Source organism: Pedobacter jaeyakensis (assembly GCF_054461315.1).
Map to the genome: position 1 here is coordinate 4191193 of NZ_CM136921.1, position 21861 is coordinate 4213053.

General features: G+C 40.9%; 21 protein-coding genes. 9 read left to right on the top strand and 12 right to left on the bottom strand.

Annotation, left to right across the window (positions count from 1 at the left end; genetic code table 11):
* Window position 1: 1 nt before the first annotated feature.
* The 6 genes from ACXZ1K_RS18560 to ACXZ1K_RS18585 form a co-directional block, all read right to left on the bottom strand.
* Complete coding sequence (locus tag ACXZ1K_RS18560) at window positions 2–2515, bottom strand: beta-L-arabinofuranosidase domain-containing protein (protein WP_458971177.1); 2514 nt, start codon at window positions 2513–2515, stop codon at window positions 2–4.
* Between the two features lie 25 nt (window positions 2516–2540).
* Window positions 2541–3374 (bottom strand): hypothetical protein, encoded by an 834-nt coding sequence (locus ACXZ1K_RS18565; RefSeq protein ID WP_458971178.1) that lies wholly within the window; start codon window positions 3372–3374, stop codon window positions 2541–2543.
* Window positions 3375–3377: 3 nt separating this feature from the next.
* On the bottom strand, window positions 3378–3752 hold the full coding sequence (locus ACXZ1K_RS18570) for a GntR family transcriptional regulator (RefSeq protein WP_458971179.1): 375 nt from the start codon (window positions 3750–3752) through the stop codon (window positions 3378–3380).
* An 18-nt stretch (window positions 3753–3770) separates the two neighbouring features.
* Window positions 3771–4598, bottom strand: a complete 828-nt coding sequence (locus tag ACXZ1K_RS18575; protein WP_458971180.1) for a hypothetical protein — start codon at window positions 4596–4598, stop codon at window positions 3771–3773.
* A 12-nt stretch (window positions 4599–4610) separates the two neighbouring features.
* Window positions 4611–5438, bottom strand: a complete 828-nt coding sequence (locus ACXZ1K_RS18580; protein ID WP_458971181.1) for an ABC transporter ATP-binding protein — start codon at window positions 5436–5438, stop codon at window positions 4611–4613.
* Window positions 5439–5525: 87 nt separating this feature from the next.
* A complete protein-coding gene (locus tag ACXZ1K_RS18585; RefSeq protein ID WP_458971182.1) occupies window positions 5526–5726 on the bottom strand; it encodes a hypothetical protein in 201 nt (66 codons plus the stop codon).
* A 98-nt stretch (window positions 5727–5824) separates the two neighbouring features.
* Here ACXZ1K_RS18585 and msrB point away from each other — a divergent pair, with 98 nt between their 5' ends.
* Complete coding sequence (gene msrB / locus ACXZ1K_RS18590; RefSeq protein WP_458971183.1) at window positions 5825–6271, top strand: peptide-methionine (R)-S-oxide reductase MsrB; 447 nt, start codon at window positions 5825–5827, stop codon at window positions 6269–6271.
* Window positions 6272–6332: 61 nt separating this feature from the next.
* The gene (locus ACXZ1K_RS18595) at window positions 6333–6836 is read left to right on the top strand and encodes a lipocalin family protein (protein ID WP_458971184.1); all 504 of its coding nucleotides are present in this window, start codon (window positions 6333–6335) and stop codon (window positions 6834–6836) included.
* On the opposite strand, the gene ACXZ1K_RS18600 is transcribed toward ACXZ1K_RS18595, so the two are convergent.
* Window positions 6814–8811: a glycoside hydrolase family 97 protein gene (locus tag ACXZ1K_RS18600; RefSeq protein ID WP_458971185.1), complete on the bottom strand. Its 1998-nt coding sequence runs from the start codon at window positions 8809–8811 to the stop codon at window positions 6814–6816. The two genes, ACXZ1K_RS18595 and ACXZ1K_RS18600, sit on opposite strands and share 23 nt — an antisense overlap.
* Before the next feature lie 156 nt (window positions 8812–8967).
* Between ACXZ1K_RS18600 and ACXZ1K_RS18605 the strand changes: the two genes are divergently transcribed.
* Genes ACXZ1K_RS18605 through ACXZ1K_RS18620 form a run of 4 tightly spaced genes read left to right on the top strand, consistent with a single transcriptional unit; the run spans window position 8968 to window position 14303 of the window.
* Entirely contained in the window at window positions 8968–9495 is a 528-nt protein-coding gene (locus ACXZ1K_RS18605) for a hypothetical protein (RefSeq protein ID WP_458971186.1), read from the top strand.
* Between the two features lie 8 nt (window positions 9496–9503).
* Complete coding sequence (locus ACXZ1K_RS18610; RefSeq protein ID WP_458971187.1) at window positions 9504–11297, top strand: outer membrane protein assembly factor BamB family protein; 1794 nt, start codon at window positions 9504–9506, stop codon at window positions 11295–11297.
* A gap of 58 nt (window positions 11298–11355) precedes the next feature.
* A complete protein-coding gene (locus ACXZ1K_RS18615) occupies window positions 11356–13650 on the top strand; it encodes a tetratricopeptide repeat-containing sensor histidine kinase (protein ID WP_458971188.1) in 2295 nt (764 codons plus the stop codon).
* The gene (locus ACXZ1K_RS18620; RefSeq protein ID WP_458971189.1) at window positions 13647–14303 is read left to right on the top strand and encodes a response regulator transcription factor; all 657 of its coding nucleotides are present in this window, start codon (window positions 13647–13649) and stop codon (window positions 14301–14303) included. The genes ACXZ1K_RS18615 and ACXZ1K_RS18620 overlap by 4 nt, the downstream gene beginning before the upstream one ends.
* On the opposite strand, the gene ispG is transcribed toward ACXZ1K_RS18620, so the two are convergent.
* Genes ispG through ACXZ1K_RS18645 form a run of 5 tightly spaced genes read right to left on the bottom strand, consistent with a single transcriptional unit; the run spans window position 14300 to window position 19284 of the window.
* Complete coding sequence (gene ispG / locus ACXZ1K_RS18625) at window positions 14300–16252, bottom strand: (E)-4-hydroxy-3-methylbut-2-enyl-diphosphate synthase (RefSeq protein ID WP_458971190.1); 1953 nt, start codon at window positions 16250–16252, stop codon at window positions 14300–14302. The two genes, ACXZ1K_RS18620 and ispG, sit on opposite strands and share 4 nt — an antisense overlap.
* Before the next feature lie 29 nt (window positions 16253–16281).
* Window positions 16282–16893: an RDD family protein gene (locus ACXZ1K_RS18630; RefSeq protein ID WP_458971191.1), complete on the bottom strand. Its 612-nt coding sequence runs from the start codon at window positions 16891–16893 to the stop codon at window positions 16282–16284.
* Window positions 16894–16935: 42 nt separating this feature from the next.
* Window positions 16936–17865 carry a LiaF transmembrane domain-containing protein gene (locus ACXZ1K_RS18635; protein ID WP_458971192.1) on the bottom strand — a complete coding sequence of 310 codons (930 nt, stop codon included), beginning with the start codon at window positions 17863–17865 and terminating at the stop codon, window positions 16936–16938.
* A gap of 1 nt (window position 17866) precedes the next feature.
* Complete coding sequence (locus ACXZ1K_RS18640; protein WP_458971193.1) at window positions 17867–18577, bottom strand: PspC domain-containing protein; 711 nt, start codon at window positions 18575–18577, stop codon at window positions 17867–17869.
* A 17-nt stretch (window positions 18578–18594) separates the two neighbouring features.
* Window positions 18595–19284 carry an SDR family oxidoreductase gene (locus ACXZ1K_RS18645; protein WP_458971194.1) on the bottom strand — a complete coding sequence of 230 codons (690 nt, stop codon included), beginning with the start codon at window positions 19282–19284 and terminating at the stop codon, window positions 18595–18597.
* Window positions 19285–19439: 155 nt separating this feature from the next.
* On the opposite strand from ACXZ1K_RS18645, the gene ACXZ1K_RS18650 reads away from it, so the two are divergent.
* Genes ACXZ1K_RS18650 through ACXZ1K_RS18660 form a run of 3 tightly spaced genes read left to right on the top strand, consistent with a single transcriptional unit; the run spans window position 19440 to window position 21833 of the window.
* The gene (locus ACXZ1K_RS18650; protein ID WP_458971195.1) at window positions 19440–20174 is read left to right on the top strand and encodes an MlaE family ABC transporter permease; all 735 of its coding nucleotides are present in this window, start codon (window positions 19440–19442) and stop codon (window positions 20172–20174) included.
* Between the two features lie 11 nt (window positions 20175–20185).
* Window positions 20186–20938 carry an ABC transporter ATP-binding protein gene (locus ACXZ1K_RS18655; protein WP_458971196.1) on the top strand — a complete coding sequence of 251 codons (753 nt, stop codon included), beginning with the start codon at window positions 20186–20188 and terminating at the stop codon, window positions 20936–20938.
* 13 nt (window positions 20939–20951) lie between these two features.
* Window positions 20952–21833 carry a class I SAM-dependent methyltransferase gene (locus ACXZ1K_RS18660; protein ID WP_458971197.1) on the top strand — a complete coding sequence of 294 codons (882 nt, stop codon included), beginning with the start codon at window positions 20952–20954 and terminating at the stop codon, window positions 21831–21833.
* Window positions 21834–21861: the final 28 nt, after the last annotated feature.

A 21861-nucleotide genomic window follows, 5' to 3' on the forward strand; every position in this document is an offset into this window, starting at 1 on the left:
TCTACTGTATTGCTTTTACCTCAATGTTGTCCATTGTGGCTAAGGCATTATAACTTCTAATTCCGATATTCCCTGTTTTGTATTCCCCATCACTGGCCACGAGCAATGGCTTTTCGCCGCCGTTTATAAACACAGAGATATCGCTTCCACTTGCTCTTACTTTAACTGCATATTTTTGGTTCAACTTTGCGGGATATTTTATTTCCTTGATCACGATCCATTTTCCATTGTTGGCCTTGCCCAATTGTAACATTCCGTTGGTTGGATTTAACCCAACATAATAACCTTGGTATGCTTCTGATCCAATAGCTGGTTTGCTAACCCTGAACAGCAACCCAGCATCGCCATTGGTATTTACGGTAACGTCAGCGCTATACGTAAAATTTGAAAAATGAGTTGCCGATGCAACAAACTTGGAACCTGTGTGACCAGAACTATTGTTATCATTGGAAGCGCAGTGAACTTCATTGTTTTTATAAAACCAAGCACCACCATAAATTACCCATCCGTTTGAAGTATTGTTATCGAATCGCTCCGTAAACGCTTTAGTGATTAAACTCGGTTTGCCAATAGTTGGGAAAATGCTCAACCTTAAGTTCTCAGATCCATATGGCACTAACAATACTTCTTCGCTTGCTTCGGTACTAACCAACGGACTATAAGGCACATCAAAAGCGGAAATGTTGTTGTAATCCATTGTCCAGCCCGGAAGTTGTTTTGCTTTAACTCTTAACTGGACAGGCGTTTCTTCTTGCACAAATGGGTTTTGAGGCATTTGCTTTTTAACTACGGTAAATTGTTCATTAAGCCGTCCGCCACCTAATAATAAAGCATAATTCCATGGGGACGCAGGGGTAATTTCTGTTTCATAGAAACCTTTTACCGCAAACTCCTTTACATTTTTGATTGCCGGCTTTATTTTTAAAGCATAAACCAACGGTCCGCGTTCTATGCTTACACCATTGTTTACTTGCTTAGATGTCGAGATTTGCATCGGGAAATTGAGCACCACCCTATCGTTATCATTCCAGTTTCTGGTGATGGTATAAAGTTCTGCAGATTTAACGGCCGACATCAGTTTTCCGTTGACCAAAACTTCTGGCTTTGCGCACCAACCCGGTATTCTAAATTGAAGTGGAAAATTGGCTTGCTGAGCAAGTGAAACCTTAATTCTGATCTGCTCTTCAAAAGGGTAATTGGTATCTTCAATTATTTTTATTTTTATGCCTAAGCCAACAACTGCGCTAATTTCCATTGGGCCATAGGTATTTATGGCCAAACCTCCTGTTGGAGTGGCCAGGCAACTATTTTTGACAAAATAAGGCCAACCCATATGCATATTGTATCTACAGCAGGGAAATCCAGAATATGGACTGAGTACAATGCCTGACGAATAGTCCTGATTAAAGCCATGTCCACCCGGTAAACTCTGTACCTGGTTTGGAAGTGTGTAATAGGAGTGACTTTTTAGGTCACGGCTGAACTGGGCAGGCAGGGCATTGAATGCTACTTTTTCCAGCTGATCTCCCAGGCTCGCGTTATGGATAATCCTGGAAGCAGTTTCTAAACTCTGCATCCACTCTACCACAGTGCAAGTTTCTACCCCTTGAATAGAACTATTACCAGAAAGGAATTCCGTGCCGGCAGATAAGCCTTCCGGCTGACCATGATCATGCATCAAGTGGTTAATGCCGGCTTGCATCGAAGCCGCGGCAGAGGCATTTACTTGAGAATATACGGCAGGAAACTTTAGTGCCTGTGCAACATTAACCATGTGCTTTGGCTGGTAATCATCCCCATAGTAAAAGAATTGATTCTTATTATAAATATCTATCCAGGGATAAGCTTGTTCTTTTAATTTCGCAACCAGCTCCAACAGGTATTTTTCGCCCGTCTTGTTATAAACCCATAAAGCCAACTCCATATTGTCGCCCGCCCTAGATTTGCCCCAGCTATTTAGGGGATCCTTGTCCAGGTTAGCTAGTTGATATTTGAAATATTTAGCCAGAAAAGGAACTACCCGTTTATCATTGGTAGCCTCATAATAACTCTGTATTGCGTACATGAACGGCATTCTAGGCCACCAGTCCTTCATTTTAGGCGGACCAAACAGGCCAGTCTCCTGTTGATGGTCAAGCGTATAATCAATCCATTTCTGCGCTTTGTTTTTCAAACCCGGATCGTCAAGCGTGTAGGCCAGCGCAACCAAGCCCTTGACATAGTAAGGAACCTTTTCCCAGCTGTTACCCGTACCGCCCAGCCAGTCTGAATTGCTACCCAGATTTTCCGGCTCAGGATAAAGCGCTTCGGCATTACCGGTAAAGCCGTCTCTTTGTAGTTCCAACTGTTTTAACAGCCAGCCTTTTGCTTTGATACTGCCCAAGGGCAATTGTACATATACATCTTGCTTCAATGGGGCCAGATTAAATTGATAAGGCTTGCTACTCTGTGCCAGCACGACAACAGAAAATAACAGGCCTGGTATAAATAAAGTGAAAAATCTTAAGGGCTTCATATTCATTTCTGAACCCTAAATATAACTACTTTTTTATTTTAAACATTTGGTTGATATTCACAGCAGGCATCTCAACAGCTGTTGAGTCAGAAAAGCTTCCAGAACAGTTGTTTATCTGAACGTCTGAAATCTTCACACTGGTTTTCCCTAGGGTGTTTAAAGTAAGATCTTTGATCACATTTACAGGTTGCGCATCTCCATTTTCACCTTCAATATTTATTTCTGAGTTTCCTTTTGTAGTGATACTCAATTGCTCCATCTTACTGGTCCTACTGGTGAAACTTGTATTAGTGAGATCAAGTGTAGCAGATGCCACTGTTCCATTGTTTATTCCAAAGCCTCCAACATTGTTTGTGGTAGCAACAAGGTTTTGAATCAACCCATCGCCCTCAATCCATAATGATTGCGCATTGTTCATAGTTAATTTTAGTGAATCCAAACTAGCGCTTAGATTTAAAATCTTAACGTTATCTATGGTTAATGCCTTTACATTTGGCGCATAGATAATGATTCTTCGGGAGTAGGTTTCTGCTTTCACAGGATTTTTAATTACAATATTTAATTGTCCATCTTCACCAATTTGCGCGTTAAGATGGCCGCCCGCATCATCAGGAATCTTCACTCCATATTTATCGTCTTTAACAATCTCTACAACAACTGCCATCCGGTTATCACCTTCAATGTGGATGTTGCTAAAAGGTGCAGACATTGGCAATGTTGTCATGTGTCTTGTACTTGAACTTAAATCTGTCGCCGCCCCCTCAGCCATGTACACTCTAGAAATAATTGCCATCGTTAAAATCGGCAGCAATACTAGCGTCAGCCCAAAAGCTATTAATAATTTATTACTTGTTTTCATGTTCTAAGTATTAAAAGTTTCCTTAACAAAAGCATCGTAACGATTTTGTAATTCGTCGAAGCCGATGTTCAATAAATAAATATTTCTAAAAACCACCGGTAGCTCATCATCCATGAACTGAACTTTACGGTAGGCTTTTACATTCGCAATCGCATCTTCGTTTACAAAAAAACCAATGCCTCTTTTATTGCTGATGATATGTTTAGTTTGCAGCATTTCATAGGTGCGCATTACTGTATTTGGGTTTACTTCCAATTCAACGGCCATCTCCCTTACTGAAGGGATTTTCTCTTCTGATTTCCATTTGGATAGTAAAATGCGCTCGCAAACGTAATCTGCTATTTGAAGGTATATCGCCTTATTATCTCTAAATTCCATTTCTCTACCTTTATAAGTTTAAACCTCTTTTTCTCTAAGTCGCACATAAGTGATCGACCAAAAAACGCAGGTGAGTGCCATGATGAATGTTGCCATTGTCCAGAAGACAAAATCCTGATTTCTATCGAAATTCTGCAAGATATAACTGTCTTGTTGCATATGCCTGTTCTTTGTTAAAAGCTCAATTGAGTTGATAACGATGTATGCCCATATCGCGCAAAACACCATGACAGATATTGCAGTCTTAATGTAGTGGAACTTATTAAAATAGATGGATCCCAGTAGGAATAGTGACGTCACAAAGAAAGGCAACGCCAACAATTGCGGATACATATTCTTCTTATTGACGCTAAAGAAATAGTCGTAATTATCTCTCACTACAGTAAACTTACCCCTGGCATCAGCATAGGAGGCTGATGTTGCGATACTGCTATAGGTAGCCCTCAATTTGGTGATAAATCCAAGATCGGTTAAGTAAAATATCGCTACATAACTGACAACAGTTAGTATTGCCGTAAAAAACACAGCTGCAAGAAACTTCTCAAATGTAGATGCAGGTATCAGCAGGTCTATTACTGTTTTAGCTTTCTGACCAAAATGTGCGAAGTAATTACTTGCGATTACACTGATAAATAAAAACCCAAAGATTAAAAACAGGGGCTCCCGAAAGTGCAGCTTAATGTCATTTGAGGGCATTTCTTGGAAAGACGGCCATATAGCCACCATATAAAACGTGGCAATCACCCCAAAGGCGACGCCTAAGGTGACCAAATAAATTTTACCAAATTCCAGCCATTGTCTTTTAAGCAACAGACCAAAGCGGTTTATGTTAAATGTGTTGTTCATGTTTCCGGGTCTTTAGTTGAATACAGTTTTAAGTTTAATTTTCTCCGTCAGCATCGCATTGAACAGCAACTCCATATCCAGTTTACTATCTTCATGGTGATAATTTGCTACTAACGCATTATAGCCGGACAATGAGGGCTCTGCATAGATTACGGTATCGTCGATTTCTTTCAATCGTTTAAAGCAAAGTTTGTTTGTAATCTCTTCTATAGATGCTTTTAGTGCCACAGCATTTTCGTCCAGCATAATTACGGTATCAATAAGATTATCCAAATCTCTAACCTGATGAGTAGAAATGATGATACAGCGGTCTTCTGTTAGGGCTGCGGCCATGATTTTACGGAATTGCGCCTTGGACGGAATGTCCAAACCATTGGTTGGCTCATCCATGATGATCAGTTTAGCCTGAGTAGCCAATCCGAATGCAATGATCAGCTTCTTCTTTTGTCCGTAGCTCATGTTCACCAGCTTCTGGGCAACTGGAATATCAAACTCCTCAAGAAGGTCTTTGAAGTACTGATGATCAAAGTTAGGATAGAAAGGTGCATTGGCTTTCACATAAGCATCGATCTTTACGGATGGCAGGTGAAATTCTTCTGGAATAAAACAGATCTGCATCAACAATGAAGGCTGACGCTTGGCGGGATCATAGCCCATTACCTCAATACTGCCGCTATGTGCGTATACCAATCCGGCAAGGTTTTTCAATAAACTTGATTTTCCCGCGCCATTTTTACCCAGCAAACCATAAATATGGCCTGCCTGCAATTGCATGCTCAGGTTTTTGAAGAGCAAGTGCTTCTTGTTGTAACCAAAGTTTAGGTCGTTAATTTTTATCATACTATACTGTATTAGTTAAATAATACACTAAAGTATAATGTTAATCTCACACTGCCAAATTATTTTAGCAAAAAAAATTAAAAACCATTAATCCTCGCTTTCAGGGCTGCCGTTAAAATCTTCTGAAGAACTTCCCGTACCGTCTTGATGCTCATTATCCAACTCTTTTTTGGTCGAACCAACATAACCATCATCTTTTAGAGAATCGTAACCCTGTGTACCTGTGTTATCTAAACCATCCCTTGGCCCCTGGGGTTGGAAAGGATCCTTTTTTTTATTAGCTTCCATAATTTTAAGAATATCTCTTACAACAATCCATATCGGTAGTAGTTTGAAAAACAACCAGCACGATAGACATGTTGTAACAGTAATTAAATAAGAAAACAATGCTTAAATGGAATGATGTGATCAAATTCGCAGATCAGGGTAATCCTGTTCCTGATCAAACTATAGTGAAGACAGAACAGGAATGGAAATCAATTCTATCTGACGAGGAATACCGAATTACCCGCTTAAAGGGAACAGAGCGGGCGCATAGCTCTGAGATGTGCAGTCTTTTTGAACCGGGCTTGTATGACTGCGTTTGCTGCGGCACCTTATTATTCGATGGACAAGAAAAGTTTGAATCCGGAACGGGATGGCCATCTTTTACCCAGCCGGTTAAGGATAACGCTGTAGCATACCATTCTGATAGCTCTTATGGGATGAGAAGGATTGAAGCCCTTTGCAACACTTGTCAGGCCCACCTCGGCCATGTATTTCCTGATGGTCCTGCTCCTAGTGGATTGCGCTATTGCATGAATGCCGTGTCGCTCAAAAAAGTAGAGAAGTAACATTCCGAACTTTACCATGCAGCTATAAATCCCCGTCTTACAAAACACCGTAAGTACCGGTATGAAAGTAATAGCTGTATTGATGCTGTTGGCGCTGACGGTTGCACCGCCTTCAAAAAATGCTCCGGTAAGTAGTGTTGACCTCAAAAAGTATGCAGGCACCTGGTATTCTCTATATTCCATACCCACCCCATTTGATAAGGGCAGCAGGGAAACTACTACTCGTTATACGCTAAATGATGAAGGGTATTTCAATGTGTACACTACTTACAAGAAACCGGGTAGTGAAGAGGTACATTCTTATAAATCTAAAATGTTTCCTGATGAGGATGGTCATGGTTCTTCCTTAAAAGCACAATTCATCTGGCCGATAAAAATTGCCTATTGGATTATCGACATACCTGATGATTACTCGTATGTTGTTGTAGGTCACCCTGATCATAAATTTCTTTTCATCATGAGTAGGACCAATAAATTGCCTAAGAAAACTTACGACGAAATCATTCAGCGCTGCAAAGCCAAGGGATACGACACCAGTAAACTTACTTCCCAGCAGCATTCTTAACAAGCCTGATCACATGCCCGCCCCCGGCCGCAAGATCGATAGCAATGGTGTCTTCTTTTTTCAAGACCTGGGTGGTTTTAGCAATGCGATTCGGGTATTCTTCTGATTCTGCTACATCACTATATATTTCTGCGTTGTATGTTCCCGATGATAAAAAGCTAAGCGGTATCTTCAAAGAACGGCGTTTACTATTGTTAATTGTACCAACATACCAGTCGCTTCCATGCCTGCGCGCTATGGTAAGAAAGCCATCCAGTTCTGCATGGATTACTTTTGTCTCATCCCAGGTTGTGGGCACTTTTTGCAGAAAATCAAAGCCGGGTTGTCCCTCGTAAGCTTCTGGATAGTCTGCCACCATATTTAGATAACTTTCTAATACTACATACATAGCCAACATATGGGTCCGCGTACCAATCATTAAAGGCCTTATATATTTTGGCTTCCACTGGTTTGGCCTTACGGCCCTAAATCCACCTAAATGATAATCGCTCGCTCCGGCTATCATCCTTGTAAATGCGATGTCCAGATCGTGTTCTGGCGTAAGTGGATTTTGCAACCACTTATTCTGCTCATAATTGAACGTCCCTTCCCTGGTAAATTCGTTAGGATAGGTACGGTTCATCCCCGTTGGTTTGTAAGCACCGTGAAACTGGATAAATAAATGATGTGCTGCAGCACGTTCTAAAATCTCTTCCTGGATCTTTACCATTTCCTGATCACTCCTATCCAAAAAGTCAACCATCATCCCTTTTATTCCCCACTTTTCAAATTGTGTAAAAGCAGCTTCCAGTTGCGGATAAAGCGCCATCCAGTTTATCCAAACGTGTATCGCTACTCCTTTCTCCTTCGCATAATCACATACCCTTTGCATATCCAGCATAGGAACTGGCTTGGTCACATCCGAGTAGGTTCCTTTTTCGGCATAGCTTGGCCAATTATTGCTATACCAGGCAAAGCCGCCATAGCCAATCACAGAGTGGTATTCAATATGGTTCCTGGCGCAGAAGTCGATGTAATATTTATTAGTTTCAAAGTTAACGCCGGGTGCAAACGTCGAATCTGGAAGTACATCTCCGTTCCACCAGTGGAAGGAGGTCTTGCCCGGCTTTAACCAGGATACGTCTTTAATCTTGCTGGGCTCGTTCAAATTAGTCAGAATATTTGATTCCAGGAAAGTGCCTGGTTTATCGCTGATCATCATCACTCTCCATGGGGTTTGATGTGGCAAAATGGCTTTCATTTTTATCTCCGGCTGACCAATCATTGGTGTTAGCTGGGTCCTTAGTATTCCTTTATCTTTAACCAGGTACATACCTGCATAATCGCGCAAACTAGCCTCAGTTATGGCCATATATGTCTTGCCAGAAAATTCAAATAGTGCCGGTACATCCATCAAATTGTTTTCAGCCAAAGCACTGAGCTTCATCTTTTGGTAAAGACCTTCGTGACTATTATTATAATTTTGACCAAACAGTAATGTTCGAACCATTGGGTCACCAGCCAAATTAAATGCGCTTCGCTCCTCTGTTAAAGTATATTCCGACCAGCCTTGTTGTTTAGGAAACTCATAACGAAAAGCAACACCGTCATTAAAAACCCTTACCACAATATTGATTTGTCTTTTAGGGACCAGGCTTTCAGTTAGCGAGATGGTGAGTTGTTTGGACTGGCTATGAACGTATTTTGCCTTACCAACCGGCAACTCATAATTTTCCTCAACATTCTTCAAATCCGACTTAGTTATCACAAGATTACTGGCAAATCTTCCCGTCTCTTTAAAATCTAAGGAAAGCTCAGATTCTTCTACCAACATTTTCCCCTTGTAGCTTACCTGATAGGATGGCTTGCTCTTATCAAGCTTAAAAACAAAGGCTATTTGGCTATCTGGTGATTTTACAGTCAGCCTTTTTTGTGCTAATGCATCAGCTGTAATTAGTACGAGCGCAAATAGTGAAGCAATTTTAACAATTTTCATTCAGTGGTTTTTCATTTGGTTAAGTCCCTAAATTAACATTTTCTTGGAACTCCTGTATAGGTATTTATACCTACAATTATTAGTAACAAGCTCTATTTCACGACACAATGAAGATGACCAAATTTGGATCATCATTAACGTAAAAGAATTTAAAGCATGAAAAAATTAATTACAGGGAGCTTAGTAATGCTCATCGCATTTGCATCGTGCAAGAAAGACGAAACCACAGCAGCCCTCACCGCAAGCGGCAGCGCAACAGTTACTGCAGAACGCTTCGGTTTTGATGGTGCTACTATCGGAAAATTCAGTTCTACAAAAGCCGGCATAACGCAAGTTACCGCAGCCGGGGTAACCACATTTTCCGTTACCGCTATAAAAGATGGCGGTACTGAATCCATTACCATCATCATCCTTAAGAAGATCACCTCAACAGGCAAGATCAGTTTTGGGTCTGCACTGTCAAACGGCGGCATGATCATCAGTAAGGATTACACCAAACCAGCTGATCTTTCACTGAACTACTCTAGCGACAGGAATAGCAAACTGATGACGGGCGGTGGAGAAATCAACATTACTAAATTGGATGGCGATAAAGTTGAAGGCACATTTACCGGAATCTGTTTCAACAACGCAGAAAAAGAATCCTACGTAGAGCAAGGATCATTCTCCGGAACCATTAAATAGAATTGATCATGAAAAAAAGCGTACTAATTCTGGCCATGCTGGTTACATGCAGTTTCACTGTCAATGCACAATTTGGCAAACTGAAAGAAAAACTAAGTGGCATAACCGGTGGTGGCAAAGCAGGCAAAAAAAGTGGCAGCTTTCAAACCGTATGGGAGTCTGAATTTTCAAATAAGGCCAGTCGCCTGGCCATGAGCAATGCAGAAGGAACTTTTATACTAGGAACAGACGATAACTCGGCTACCGTATTGAACGATCAGGGCAAGGAATTATGGAGTGGAGATTACAAGAAAATAACCACCAATAAAACCAACTCTTCAGAGTTCCAGTATTTTATACGCAGCAAAGATGGAGGGTATCTATTCTTGTTCGACAGGCGCTCGCTGGGCAAAGACAAGATAGCCGTGCTGGATGCCGCATCGGGAAAGGAATTGTGGAATTCAGAGGAGTACCAAAACCTGTTACCAAAAGAAGCTCAGGAAGATGCTGAAATAGAAACTGTAAAATACATTGCTGAACTGAACACCTTCTTGATCACACAAAAAGAAGCATTGCACATGGTGGATGCACAGACGGGCAAAAAGATTTGGGAAACCAAGAAATTTAGCGGGAGTGTTGCCAGATATATTTACGACAAAGCCAGCAATCAGATCGTGATGTTCAACTACAAACCCACTTTGCTAGCAGCATTATTTTCAGGCTTTAAAAATCAGCTGGTAAAAATCAATGCGGCCAATGGCGAAGTTGCATGGGAAACCACTTTCAGAGGAACCGTAGAAAAAGAACTAGTAACCCGGAAAGCCATTGCGGACCTCAGCATATCTGGAGGAAGAATTTACTTTTGGCTGGATGGCTTGCAGGTATACGATTTGGAAAACGGGAAAAAGATCTGGGAAGTTGCTTATGAGAACGACATGCAAAAATCTGGCGGCAGCTCGCTGCTGGGAAACAAAAGCACCAAAGGTATTTACAGAACGCTAGCCGATCCTATATTTACCGACGACGCAGTTTACATTGTTATATTTGGAAGCAGCGACCGCACAAAGTTTGTTGAAAAACACAATCTAAAAACAGGAGCACTAATCTGGACCTCAGAAAAGATCACCGGCGCGCTTTCTATGCCCAACATCTACAAAGCCGGGAATCGGATTATGGTGCAGGCAGGCGGAAAAGTCCAAATTCAGGAGATCGAACGTCACCGTACTGCAGATGGAGTAACCATGGAATACAAAGTTTACAACGATTACATCAACCAAAAGAATGGCATTATGGCGCTAGACGATGCCAATGGAAAAACAATATGGCGGTCTGAAAAATTCGATAAACGGATCACTGACATGATCATTGATCATGATAAGACCGTATTTGTTGGCGATGGCGATGAGTTCTATAGTTATGATATTCAAAGCGGCAAACAGCTCTTTGATGTAAAGCATAACGATGCAAAAGTGGGTAAAGCCAGTGACGTGGTAGACTTTGGAGACGATGTAGTGATCATTTCTGAAAAGGGGCTGGCAAGCTATAAAAAAGCCGATGGGAAACGGAATTATGCTACTGAGAAATTGCCTGAAGTTGATTTCTATTATGAGGTAGGCGGCAACTATTTTCTCCGCAATCAGAAGAATTCAAAGAACGTGATTTACGGAGTAGACATGACCAACGGCAATATTAAAGGCTCAGTTACCTCTAAAGGGAAAGGTGGCAACCCTGTATATGGAGATGGGCTGGACATTACAGCAGATGGAGAATTCATCTTTGCCTTTAAGGGAAAAAAAGTAGAAAAGATTAAGGTTAACAATTGATTTGCAGATATTTTAACTATTTTCAAAACACCAACAAACTAAAGCCAATTTTAACAGGATGATCAACATAAAGAGCATATCAACAATTATGTGGGGACTGATTTTTTTGCTGATCATCCTGTCCTATTTTCCCGGTAAAGCACAAAATAAATCTGAACTGGACAAACTACAGTTAGAATTGGCTGCGGCACAAAAACCAAGTTCAAAGCTTGATCTTCTGGACAAGATTGCAACCATCTATTCAAAATCTGATTCGGCAAATACTTTCTCCTATACCAATCAGGCTATTGCACTTGCAGATCAGACTAAAGATATCAAAGCTATCGGACATGCTTATTACACACAGGGGCAATACTTTTATTTCAAGGCTCTGGGAAGCAAAGCAATCCCTTATTTTCAAAAATCTTTGCAAATACAAACGAGCATTAAGAACCAGGAAGGCATGGCCGACGCCTTAAGTGGCTTAGGGAAAAGCTTAATTGTAAACACCAAATACCAGGAAGCACTGCCCTACATCACAGAAGCAAAAGACATCTACCTGAAACTAAACTTAAATGGCGGATTAATCTCCTGTTATAATCAATTGGGCATCATCAATAACTTCTTGGGTAAAAAGGACATCGCGATTGATAACTTTATCAAATCCTCAAAGGTTATCGCAACCATTAAAGACCAGACCGGGTATATCCCTATTCAAATTAACCTGGGCAGGCTATTCTGGGAAATTGGTCAGTTAAAAGAAGCTAAAAAACATCTTCTTGAAGCCATAACACGGGCGCAGGATACAAAAGACAACCTCAACTTAGGCAAGGCTACTTTAAACCTGGGCAATATTTATATTGAAGAGAAAAACTATGCTGAAGCCACAAAACTAATCAATGAGGCATCCAATATTTTTGAAAAGATAGCTTTTAAAGCTGGTATCGTTTCTTGTAACAACAATCTGGGAGCTATCAGCATCAGACAAGGCAACTACAAAGAATCTATCCCCTATCTAAAAAAAGCGCTGGAATACATCGATCAGAAAAATGATAAACCAGCTACAGTTCTTACTCAACAGAACATCGCCTACGCCTACACCATGATGAACGACTTTGACGAAGCAGACAAGTGGTTTAAAATGGCAGAAAACGAGACCGGTTCCGGTATGGTTACCCCATACGTACTCGGTGAATTGTATAACCATAAGTCGATACTGGATTCGTTACGGGGTAACTTTAGTGAAGCTCTTAAAACCAAGAGCAAGTACTACAAGATATCAAACCAGCAGTTAAACGAAAAAATTAGCAAACAGATTAACGAGCTGCAAACCAAATATGATACAGAGAAAAAAGAGGCTCAAATCAGTTTACTGAGCAAAGAAAACAGCATTAACCTGCTGGAGCTTAAAAATCAGAAACTGGAAATTGCCGACAAACAATCGCAAATTACCCAACAAAATCAGTCGCTTACTATTAATACATTGAGACTAAAAAACCAAAGTCAGCGAATAGCTAATCAGCAACTGGAAAACAAGCAAAAGGCAGAAAACATTAAAAACCTGCAAAAGCAAAGCAAGATCCAGAGGCTGGAATTGAATAACAGAGCGCTGCAATTGAAGCAACGAAACCTGTTAATGGCGGGTTTCCTGATCATTGCGCTGGCCATCGGACTTGCCGCCTATTTTTACTACAAGCGCTATAGGGCAAACCAAGAAGCTTTACTCAAAGAAGAGATCAACAGACAGCAGGAGATTGCCACCAAATCGCTGTTTGAAGGAGAACAAAAAGAAAGGATCAGACTGGCAAGAGACCTTCATGATAGCATCGGACAAATGCTTTCTGTAGTAAAAATGAATATGAGCACCCTTCATCATCAGTTTCCCGACAACAAGACGACAACCGGGACGCTAGACCTGGTCGATAAAACCATAGGCGAGGTTAGGAACATCTCCCACAACCTGCTGCCGGAGGCACTAAACTTTGGCTTATTTTCAGCATTGGAGGACATGACTGATAAAATTAACGAAAGTGGGGGCACAACAGTGGAGCTGAATGTACCAGAAGAAGCCAGGGAGCATAAGTTTACGAAACAGAATGAATTGTCCATTTACCGCATTGTACAGGAGGTACTTGGCAATATGATAAAACATGCCGAAGCAACTAAAATCACACTGGATGTTGTGATCAGTAGTACTGGATTATCTATTGCTATAAAGGACAACGGTAAAGGCTTCGACCCCAATAAGATTAAAGATTCGAAAGGACTAGGCTGGAAAAACATTTCGGCAAGGGTTAACCTATTAGACGGTGAGATGCGGGTACAATCAGAAAAATTATCAGGAACACAAATAGATATAACTATACCAGGATGATAGAAAATAGTCAGCCGATATCCATACTTGTTGCAGACGATCATCAGATGGTGATAGATGGCATCAGCAGCATGCTGCAGCACGAAACCAAATACCTTATTGAAGGATATGCCAACAATGGCCAAGATGCCCTTGATATGATCATGTCTAAACCAGAGAAGTATCATTTGCTGTTAACCGATATCAGCATGCCCCTATTAACGGGCACAGAACTATGCAAAATGGTGAAAAGCCAATTTCCCCAGATCAAAGTCCTGGTCTTATCCATGTACAACAACGCCCAAGCCATTAAAGAAGCCATCATGGCCGAGGCAGATGGTTACATACTCAAAAATTCGGGTCGTGAAGAACTGTTACAGGCTCTGTACCGAATTACCAACGATGGCACCTATTTTTCGCAGGATATTGTGCCCATTATCTATAATGTATATCAAAAGCAAAAAGCGCAAGACGAGCAACTGAGCCAGCTGACCGTAAGGGAGAAAGAAGTATTGACCTTAATTGTTAGTGAAAACACCAGTGAGGAAATTGCAGATAAGCTTTTTATCAGCAAGAAGACAGTCGACAACCACCGGCAGCATTTACTGGAAAAGTGCAATTGCAGGAGTACCGTAGGCTTAGTCAAATATGCAATAAAGAATGGCTTGAGTTAAGCGTGACTAACCTCATTCCAGTTGCCATCTTCCTTAATCAATTCAATCAGGTCGTCCAACGCACGTGATGCACTCACATTCTTTTTTACCACTTCCCTGCCACGGTACAATGTAATTTTATCTGGTCCTGTGCCAACATAACCGTAATCTGCATCGGCCATCTCACCAGGGCCATTTACGATACAGCCCATAATGCCAATCTTTATTCCTTTTAAATGATCAGTACGCGAACGGATCAATTGCGTAGTTTCCTGTAAATCGAACAATGTGCGACCACAACTAGGGCAAGAAATATATTCTGTTTTTGAGATTCGGGTACGTGTAGCCTGCAAAATACCAAAGCTAGTAGAGTTAATCAAGGCAAGGCTAATGGACTGATCTGTATTAATCCAAACTCCATCACCCAACCCGTCTGTAAACAAAGCGCCTAAATCTGTTGCAGAATAAAGCATCAAATCGTCGGCACTTACACTAGCATAATCCCTCCTAATGATAACTGGAATTTTTATCCCCTTTTTCATCAGTTCAACAAAAAAAGATCGCTGCGCAGCCATACCATGTACTGCTTTAGTTTCTAACACAATAACTACGGTATGGTCCAAAATACTGAAGTCTATCCCCGCTAATTCTGTAGTGTCTATATTCACCAAATTTAAATGGGCGTCTTTATGTTCTGTACTCACAAATTCCCGGTAAGTAAATAATGGGTGACAATTGTATTTATCCTTTAAGTCATTCCAGGTTGTTGCGTTATAGATCTGCTTTAAATTTCCAGGAAAAGAAAACGAAGGTAAGGCATCCCCGAGAAAGGCCAAATCACAAGCCTGGTCGGTCATATTATATTTGTCCAATCCGGCACTGTACTTATATCCAATAGCGCTTAAAAAGAATGGATCTTTCAGATTTTCTGCCGATACGTTAATCATGACTACCGGATGGTGGTGACCGCCAATTAATTGTACAGGCTGTGTTTGTCTGCGCAAATATTCGTAAGGATTGTATGGGAGCTCTTTTACCACAATGTGTTCCGCAACTGTCAGAGTGGTCTCATGCTCAAGCTGCATAGCTCTTTTTTCATACCTTAGTGCCATGGCTTTGGCAACAGGCGCTTCAAATTCAGGATCTTCAGTTAAAGAAACCCGTATCGTATCACCCAATCCATCCTCCAACAAAGTACCAATACCAACAGCAGATTTAATCCTGCCATCTTCTCCATCACCAGCCTCAGTAACCCCCAGGTGCAGGGGATAATTCATACCCTCATTAACCATGGTCTCTACCAGTAAGCGATAGGCTTGTACCATTACCTGAGTATTGCTGGCCTTCATTGAAATAACCAGGTTGTAATAGTTTAGGTCTTCGCACATGCGGATAAACTCCATGGCAGATTCTACCATCCCTCGGGGCGTGTCTCCATATTGACTCATGATTCGGTCAGACAAGGAGCCATGATTTGTACCAATCCGCATTGCCGTACCGTACTCCTTACAAATTTTTACAAGCGGTGTAAATTTCTTATATATACGTTCCAGCTCAGCCTGATAGGCCAAATGCGTGTATTCAATATTTTCAAAGCGCTTTTTATCTGCGTAGTTACCAGGGTTCACCCTAACCTTTTCGACGATTCTCGCGGCAGACTCCGCAGCATTCGGAGTAAAGTGTATATCAGCAACCAGAGGCACATTATAGCCTCTATAGCGCAATTCCTTTTTTATGTTAGCCAGGTTTTCGGCCTCCTTAACACTTGGCGCAGTAATACGCACATACTCACAGCCAGATTCTACCATTCGGATGGTCTGTTCTACCGTGCCCATCGTATCCATGGTATCAGTGGTGGTCATTGATTGAATCCTTATCGGATTTAAGCCACCCATCGGCACATCACCTATCTGAACTTCCCTTGTTAAAAATCTTGAATACTGTGTTAAGCTGTTACTATATCCTTCCATTGCCTGCTAATGTGCTGCAAAGATAAATATTAAATCAATCTATCTTTTATAACCAGCGTATTTGCAATCATGTCATGGAAACATTGTTGCTTTTTATTGAGAAAACTATAAAGGTATCCAAAGAAAAATGGCACTGTGGAGATCGCTTTCGCTGCGTTCCGTCCAAAGGCAACATCTTGCGCAATGCGATTGCCACCCATATCGGTTACTTTGATGTTCAGCAAACTTTTACCCCAGGTTGCCTGCTTTTCAGACGCCTCTGCCAAACTGCTGTAAACAAATTTAGCGATTGGAATAAGCGGTATTCCACCTAAGGAGATGACGATCCTTTGCGCTTTTTCTTCTACAAAAACGTAGACCAGTAAAACAAGGAGCAAATAGCCAATGGTCAATAAGAAATAATCTATAGCAAAGGCAAGTAAGCGCTGATCAAAAGAAGCAAAATATTGTGGCGCGGTTTTCTGGTAAGTAAAACCAAGAAGCTCACGCAGTTCAGGGAACTCGTGAGCTTCTTTATAATCGTCCATTTCAGGCTTTCTAACAAACGTGCCTGAACGGATTTGTAATTCCTTCAGTTCTTCAAGTAAGTATGGCCCTTGTGGTTTACCATCTATTACCACTGTATATTCCCCGCGCATCATCCTATCTAAATCCTAATTACAAACAACTAAATACGAATTAATCTAATACCTTGATACCTCAAAGTTACTTAATCCTCCATCTAAACTGATAAATATCTTTTTGGTCGATGTACTGTAGTTGGAGGTTTCATAAGTACCATTATTCATCTTTTCAAAGCCTTCAAAATCCTTTGAGGACAAACCTGTTTTAGAGGTTAACCTGCAGCCTAATGTTTTCGGAATTCGAATTTTTACCGTAGCAACACCTGTTTTTACGTGAACATCACTTACCGGCAACAACTCACCAAATTTAATGTCAAGCGCAGCTGCACCACCATCAAAACTAAATTCTCTGATCTTATAGGGAGCAAGATCAAAATCTACCTCTCCGGCACCCATGTTCATGTGCATTTCATAAACTGGGTTAACATTTAGCTTCAGCTTTACATCGTTGCCGCCATCACCCATGTTCCAGTTCTTTTTATTTTTCATTTTAAAAGAAATTGTGCGCACACTGTCTAACACCTCATTCATTAATGAAAACGTACCACCCCTTTTTTGAACTTTAGCCAGGAACAAACTATCAGTGCTGTCTTTCAGCTCATATGAAGTCCCGCCGCCGCTAATGCTCAATATGGTTTTTTTAGCGGAGTCAGCATCTTCAAAAGGCTCGACAAACAATTGCGTTTGCGTACTGGAATCATCATCGTCTATATCGAAATTAAAATGACTGCTTTTTTCGGTAACCGGGGGATGCTGACCTTTAAAAAAGAGCACGGTGAGCATCACTACCAGTACGCCTATGGAAATATAGCCGCCCAATTGCGATTTATTCCTGGAGAATAAGATATTCACACCAGCAATGATCAGAAAAATTGGCCAAAACCGCCAGATGCTTCCCCAATGAAAATCAATTATATTAAAATTCTCTAAAAGGAGTACCCCACCTATAAAAAGCAGAATTATCCCCCACATTATTCTATCAAGTTTCATATTAAATATCTTTTTTGGTGAAGTCTATCTTATTTGTAGTTGCATCATCAGCCGGCACTTCTGCCACTGGTGTATCTGTTACTTGGGTAACAGGAGTTACAGGCGTTACGGGTGTAACCGGATCCGGAGTAACCGAAGCTTCCGGTGCCGGCGCTGCAGCATTTTGCTCATTTTGCCTCTTCCATTCCTCCCATGCATTCTTGTTCTTGGATTTCATGATAAAGCTTACACCTATCGCTATAAAGATTAGCGGCCACATTTTACCAATATCAAACCAGAAAGGGATGATATCGAATTCATTCATTAAAAAGTAAATACCAATCACCAGTAAGATCAATCCGCCTACCGTTTTAGCGGTATCATTGTTCTTTTTAGGTGCCTTAAAACCACTTTCAAAAGAAGCGTTTTTATAGCTGTCATCATTTATGGTAGAAGATGTCCAGCCTTGCGGATTCGGCTTGCTTTCAAACGGGTTGGCAAACCCTTTGTTGTATTCATTAAACTTTGCAAACCTTTTAGCAGGATCATTATTTACCGGCACTACAATCCACATCACCAGGTAAACCAAAATTCCAGTGCCAACTAAAAAGATGGTCGATAGTACAAACAACAACCTGATTATTGTTACATCAACCTCCATGTACTCCGCAATGCCTGATGATACACCAGCTACTACTTTTTCGTACTCATTCCTAAATAATCTCTTTTCCATAATATTATCCTCCTGTATTAAAAATGTACCGGGTTAATCGTTATCTCCTCTACGTTAGCACCTGCGGATAAACACAGTATACTCGTAATACTTTTTGCTATATCTTCGGCTTGTACAAAATGATCACTCGGGATATTTGTTCCTTCCCATGAGGATGTTAATGTTGCACCTGGCAAAACAGCTGTTACCTTTACGTTGTATTTTGATAACTCTTCCCTAAATACACTGTTAAGACTAAACATCGCTGCTTTAGTTACACTATAACTGCCTGCATTTTCCGCAATTTTCTTACTGGCCACAGAGCAGATGTTAAAAATATGCCCAAACCGCCTTTCACGCATTATTTTGCCAAAAAACTTACTGCAATAATAGGCAGATTTTAAATTTAAATCCAGCATACGCTCAAACTGATCATCAGCTTCATCCAGAACACTTCCTGTTAAAAACAGCCCCGCATTGTTAACCAGTACGTCGGCATCCGGCATTTCATTCCTCACTGCATTACAAAAATTGACGCATTCTTGTTTTACAGAAAGATCAGCTTTTACCGCCAGAACCTTCACTTCTGTATACCTCAAAGATTGGGTCAGCTCTTCCAGTTCAGTTCCATTTCTGGAACAAATGGCCAAATTGTATCCTGCTTCTGCTAATTTTATGGCTACTGCCCTACCAATACCTTTGGTAGCACCTGTTACTATCGCATTCATGCTCCATTTTAAATATATGGCAATATTATAAAAAAGGGCTGCAAGCCAAAACTTTGAAGCTAAAGATTTGTTAGAAAAGTCTGTAAGGTCATTTCCAATTTTTATTGTTTCTTTGTAATACTATTGCTTATATACCTACAGCTAATTTTTAAAGAATGAATTTCACCAATTTTGGCAAATATTTACTTTTACTAAAGGCAGTATTCAGGAAACCTGAGAAGTTTAAGATCTACTTAAAAGCAATCTTCAAACAAATGGATTTTATTGGCGTAGGATCCATTGGATTGATTGCCATAATTTCTACGTTTATTGGAGCGGTTATGACACTGCAAATTGCTTTCCAGCTGGTGAGTGATTTTATCCCTAAAACAATTATTGGATCAGTAAACCGCGACTCCAGCATCCTGGAGCTTAGTCCAACCATTACAGCAATTGTATTGGCGGGTAAAATTGGCTCTGCCATCTCCTCAGAGATAGGAACCATGCGGGTAAGTGAACAGATAGATGCGCTTGAAATTATGGGCATTAACTCTCCGGGTTATTTAATCCTCCCTAAAATACTTGCAGGAATTACCATGGTACCTATGTTGGTGATCATGTCCATGTTCTTAAGCATCACGGGCGGTTACCTGGGTGGTACCCTTTCAGGAGCAGTTACACCTGCAGAATACATGGAAGGTATTACTACAGATTTCAACCCTTACACCATAACCGTAGCATTGGTTAAAGCATTCGTATTTGGTTTCATCATCACGTCTGTTCCTGCATACGAAGGTTTTTACGTAAAAGGCGGTGCATTGGAAGTGGCTCAAGCAAGTACAAGGGCAGTTGTAGTCAGCTGTATATCCATTCTTGCTTGTGATTACATTGTAACCCAGTTATTGCTGTAACCTGATTGATCATGATTGAAATTAAAGACATACACAAATCATTTGGCGACAATGATGTACTACAGGGCATATCTGGTAAATTTGAAGCTGGTGTTACAAACCTGATCATTGGTGGTTCCGGCTCCGGTAAATCAACCTTATTAAAATGCATGGTCGGTCTTCACCATCCTGAAGAAGGGGTAGTTGAGTATGATGACCGTGAATTTACCAGGATGAACTTCGAAGAGAAGATCGAGATCAGAAAAGAGATAGGCATGCTTTTCCAGGGATCAGCACTATTTGATTCTATGACTGTGGAAGAGAACATCATGTTCCCTTTAAATATGTTTACAGAACAAACCAGGTCAGAGAAACTAGAACGGGTTAACTTCTGTTTAGACAGGGTAAATCTGGAAGGTAAGAACAAGCTATATCCTGCAGAGCTATCGGGTGGTATGAAGAAGCGTGTGGGTATTGCACGTGCGATAGCCATGAACCCGAAATACCTGTTTGTGGATGAGCCAAACTCCGGATTGGACCCTAAAACCTCCATCGTTATTGACGAGCTGATTAAAGAAATTACAGAAGAATACAATACCACCACAATTGTAGTAACACATGATATGAACTCGGTAATGGGAATTGGAGATTACATTATGTTCCTGCACGAAGGCAAGAAATTCTGGGAAGGATCTAACAAAGAAATTGCCCATACCGATATTGAAGAACTGAACGACTTTGTTTTTGCCAGCCGTTTTATGAAGGCAGCAAAAGGAAAATTTTAATACACCACACTTTATGATAAGCCTTTTAACACCCACGCATTGGAAAGATTATGAACTGATTGATTGTGGGGATTTTGAAAAGTTAGAACGTTTTGGAAACCTGGTGCTATCCAGACCAGAGCCTCAGGCTGTTTGGAAGAAAACACTTTCAGATAATGACTGGAGGAAGCAAACACACATTAGATTTAAAGGCCGCTCCGCAACTTCAGGCGAGTGGATCAAGAGCTCAGCACATTTGCCAGACCGCTGGAATGTGGAATATAAGAATGACGATGTAACCATTAACCTTAGATTGGGATTGACCTCGTTTAAACATGTAGGTGTGTTTCCAGAGCAGGCCGTAAACTGGGATTACATCTCCTCCTCTATCAGGAAATTCAAATCGCAAAGTCCTAAGGTATTGAACCTCTTTGCTTATACTGGTGCAGCATCACTAATTGCCAAAGCAGCAGGTGCCGATACCACACACGTGGATTCTATTAAACAGGTAGTAAACTGGGCCAATGAGAACCAGGAATTATCTAAACTTAAAGATGTAAGATGGGTAGTTGAAGATGCATTGAAATTTGTAAAGCGAGAACTGAAACGCGGTAAAAAATACAATGGTATCATCTTAGACCCGCCAGCATTTGGTCACGGCCCAAATGGCGAGAAGTGGAAACTGGAAGATCATATTCAGGAAATGATGCAAGAGGTGGTGCAGTTATTGGATGAAGAAGAACATTTTCTCATCTTAAACACCTACTCGCTTGGTTTTTCATCAGTTATTGTAGAAAACCTGATCAAAACCTCCTTCCCTCAGGTTCAAAACCTGGAAACAGGAGAACTTTATTTACAAGCCACTTCAGGAATCAAATTGCCGCTAGGTGTTTTCGGTAAATTCAATAAGTACTAAAGTAATCTTAATGCTCTTGTTAACGGTA

Coding starts and splice junctions, on each gene's coding strand:
- ACXZ1K_RS18560 (WP_458971177.1), bottom strand. CDS start 2,515: ATGAAGCCCTTAAGATTTTTCACTTTATTTATACCAGGCCTGTTATTT.
- ACXZ1K_RS18565 (WP_458971178.1), bottom strand. CDS start 3,374: ATGAAAACAAGTAATAAATTATTAATAGCTTTTGGGCTGACGCTAGTA.
- ACXZ1K_RS18570 (WP_458971179.1), bottom strand. CDS start 3,752: ATGGAATTTAGAGATAATAAGGCGATATACCTTCAAATAGCAGATTAC.
- ACXZ1K_RS18575 (WP_458971180.1), bottom strand. CDS start 4,598: ATGAACAACACATTTAACATAAACCGCTTTGGTCTGTTGCTTAAAAGA.
- ACXZ1K_RS18580 (WP_458971181.1), bottom strand. CDS start 5,438: ATGATAAAAATTAACGACCTAAACTTTGGTTACAACAAGAAGCACTTG.
- ACXZ1K_RS18585 (WP_458971182.1), bottom strand. CDS start 5,726: ATGGAAGCTAATAAAAAAAAGGATCCTTTCCAACCCCAGGGGCCAAGG.
- msrB (WP_458971183.1), top strand. CDS start 5,825: ATGCTTAAATGGAATGATGTGATCAAATTCGCAGATCAGGGTAATCCT.
- ACXZ1K_RS18595 (WP_458971184.1), top strand. CDS start 6,333: ATGAAAGTAATAGCTGTATTGATGCTGTTGGCGCTGACGGTTGCACCG.
- ACXZ1K_RS18600 (WP_458971185.1), bottom strand. CDS start 8,811: ATGAAAATTGTTAAAATTGCTTCACTATTTGCGCTCGTACTAATTACA.
- ACXZ1K_RS18605 (WP_458971186.1), top strand. CDS start 8,968: ATGAAAAAATTAATTACAGGGAGCTTAGTAATGCTCATCGCATTTGCA.
- ACXZ1K_RS18610 (WP_458971187.1), top strand. CDS start 9,504: ATGAAAAAAAGCGTACTAATTCTGGCCATGCTGGTTACATGCAGTTTC.
- ACXZ1K_RS18615 (WP_458971188.1), top strand. CDS start 11,356: ATGATCAACATAAAGAGCATATCAACAATTATGTGGGGACTGATTTTT.
- ACXZ1K_RS18620 (WP_458971189.1), top strand. CDS start 13,647: ATGATAGAAAATAGTCAGCCGATATCCATACTTGTTGCAGACGATCAT.
- ispG (WP_458971190.1), bottom strand. CDS start 16,252: ATGGAAGGATATAGTAACAGCTTAACACAGTATTCAAGATTTTTAACA.
- ACXZ1K_RS18630 (WP_458971191.1), bottom strand. CDS start 16,893: ATGATGCGCGGGGAATATACAGTGGTAATAGATGGTAAACCACAAGGG.
- ACXZ1K_RS18635 (WP_458971192.1), bottom strand. CDS start 17,865: ATGAAACTTGATAGAATAATGTGGGGGATAATTCTGCTTTTTATAGGT.
- ACXZ1K_RS18640 (WP_458971193.1), bottom strand. CDS start 18,577: ATGGAAAAGAGATTATTTAGGAATGAGTACGAAAAAGTAGTAGCTGGT.
- ACXZ1K_RS18645 (WP_458971194.1), bottom strand. CDS start 19,284: ATGAATGCGATAGTAACAGGTGCTACCAAAGGTATTGGTAGGGCAGTA.
- ACXZ1K_RS18650 (WP_458971195.1), top strand. CDS start 19,440: ATGAATTTCACCAATTTTGGCAAATATTTACTTTTACTAAAGGCAGTA.
- ACXZ1K_RS18655 (WP_458971196.1), top strand. CDS start 20,186: ATGATTGAAATTAAAGACATACACAAATCATTTGGCGACAATGATGTA.
- ACXZ1K_RS18660 (WP_458971197.1), top strand. CDS start 20,952: ATGATAAGCCTTTTAACACCCACGCATTGGAAAGATTATGAACTGATT.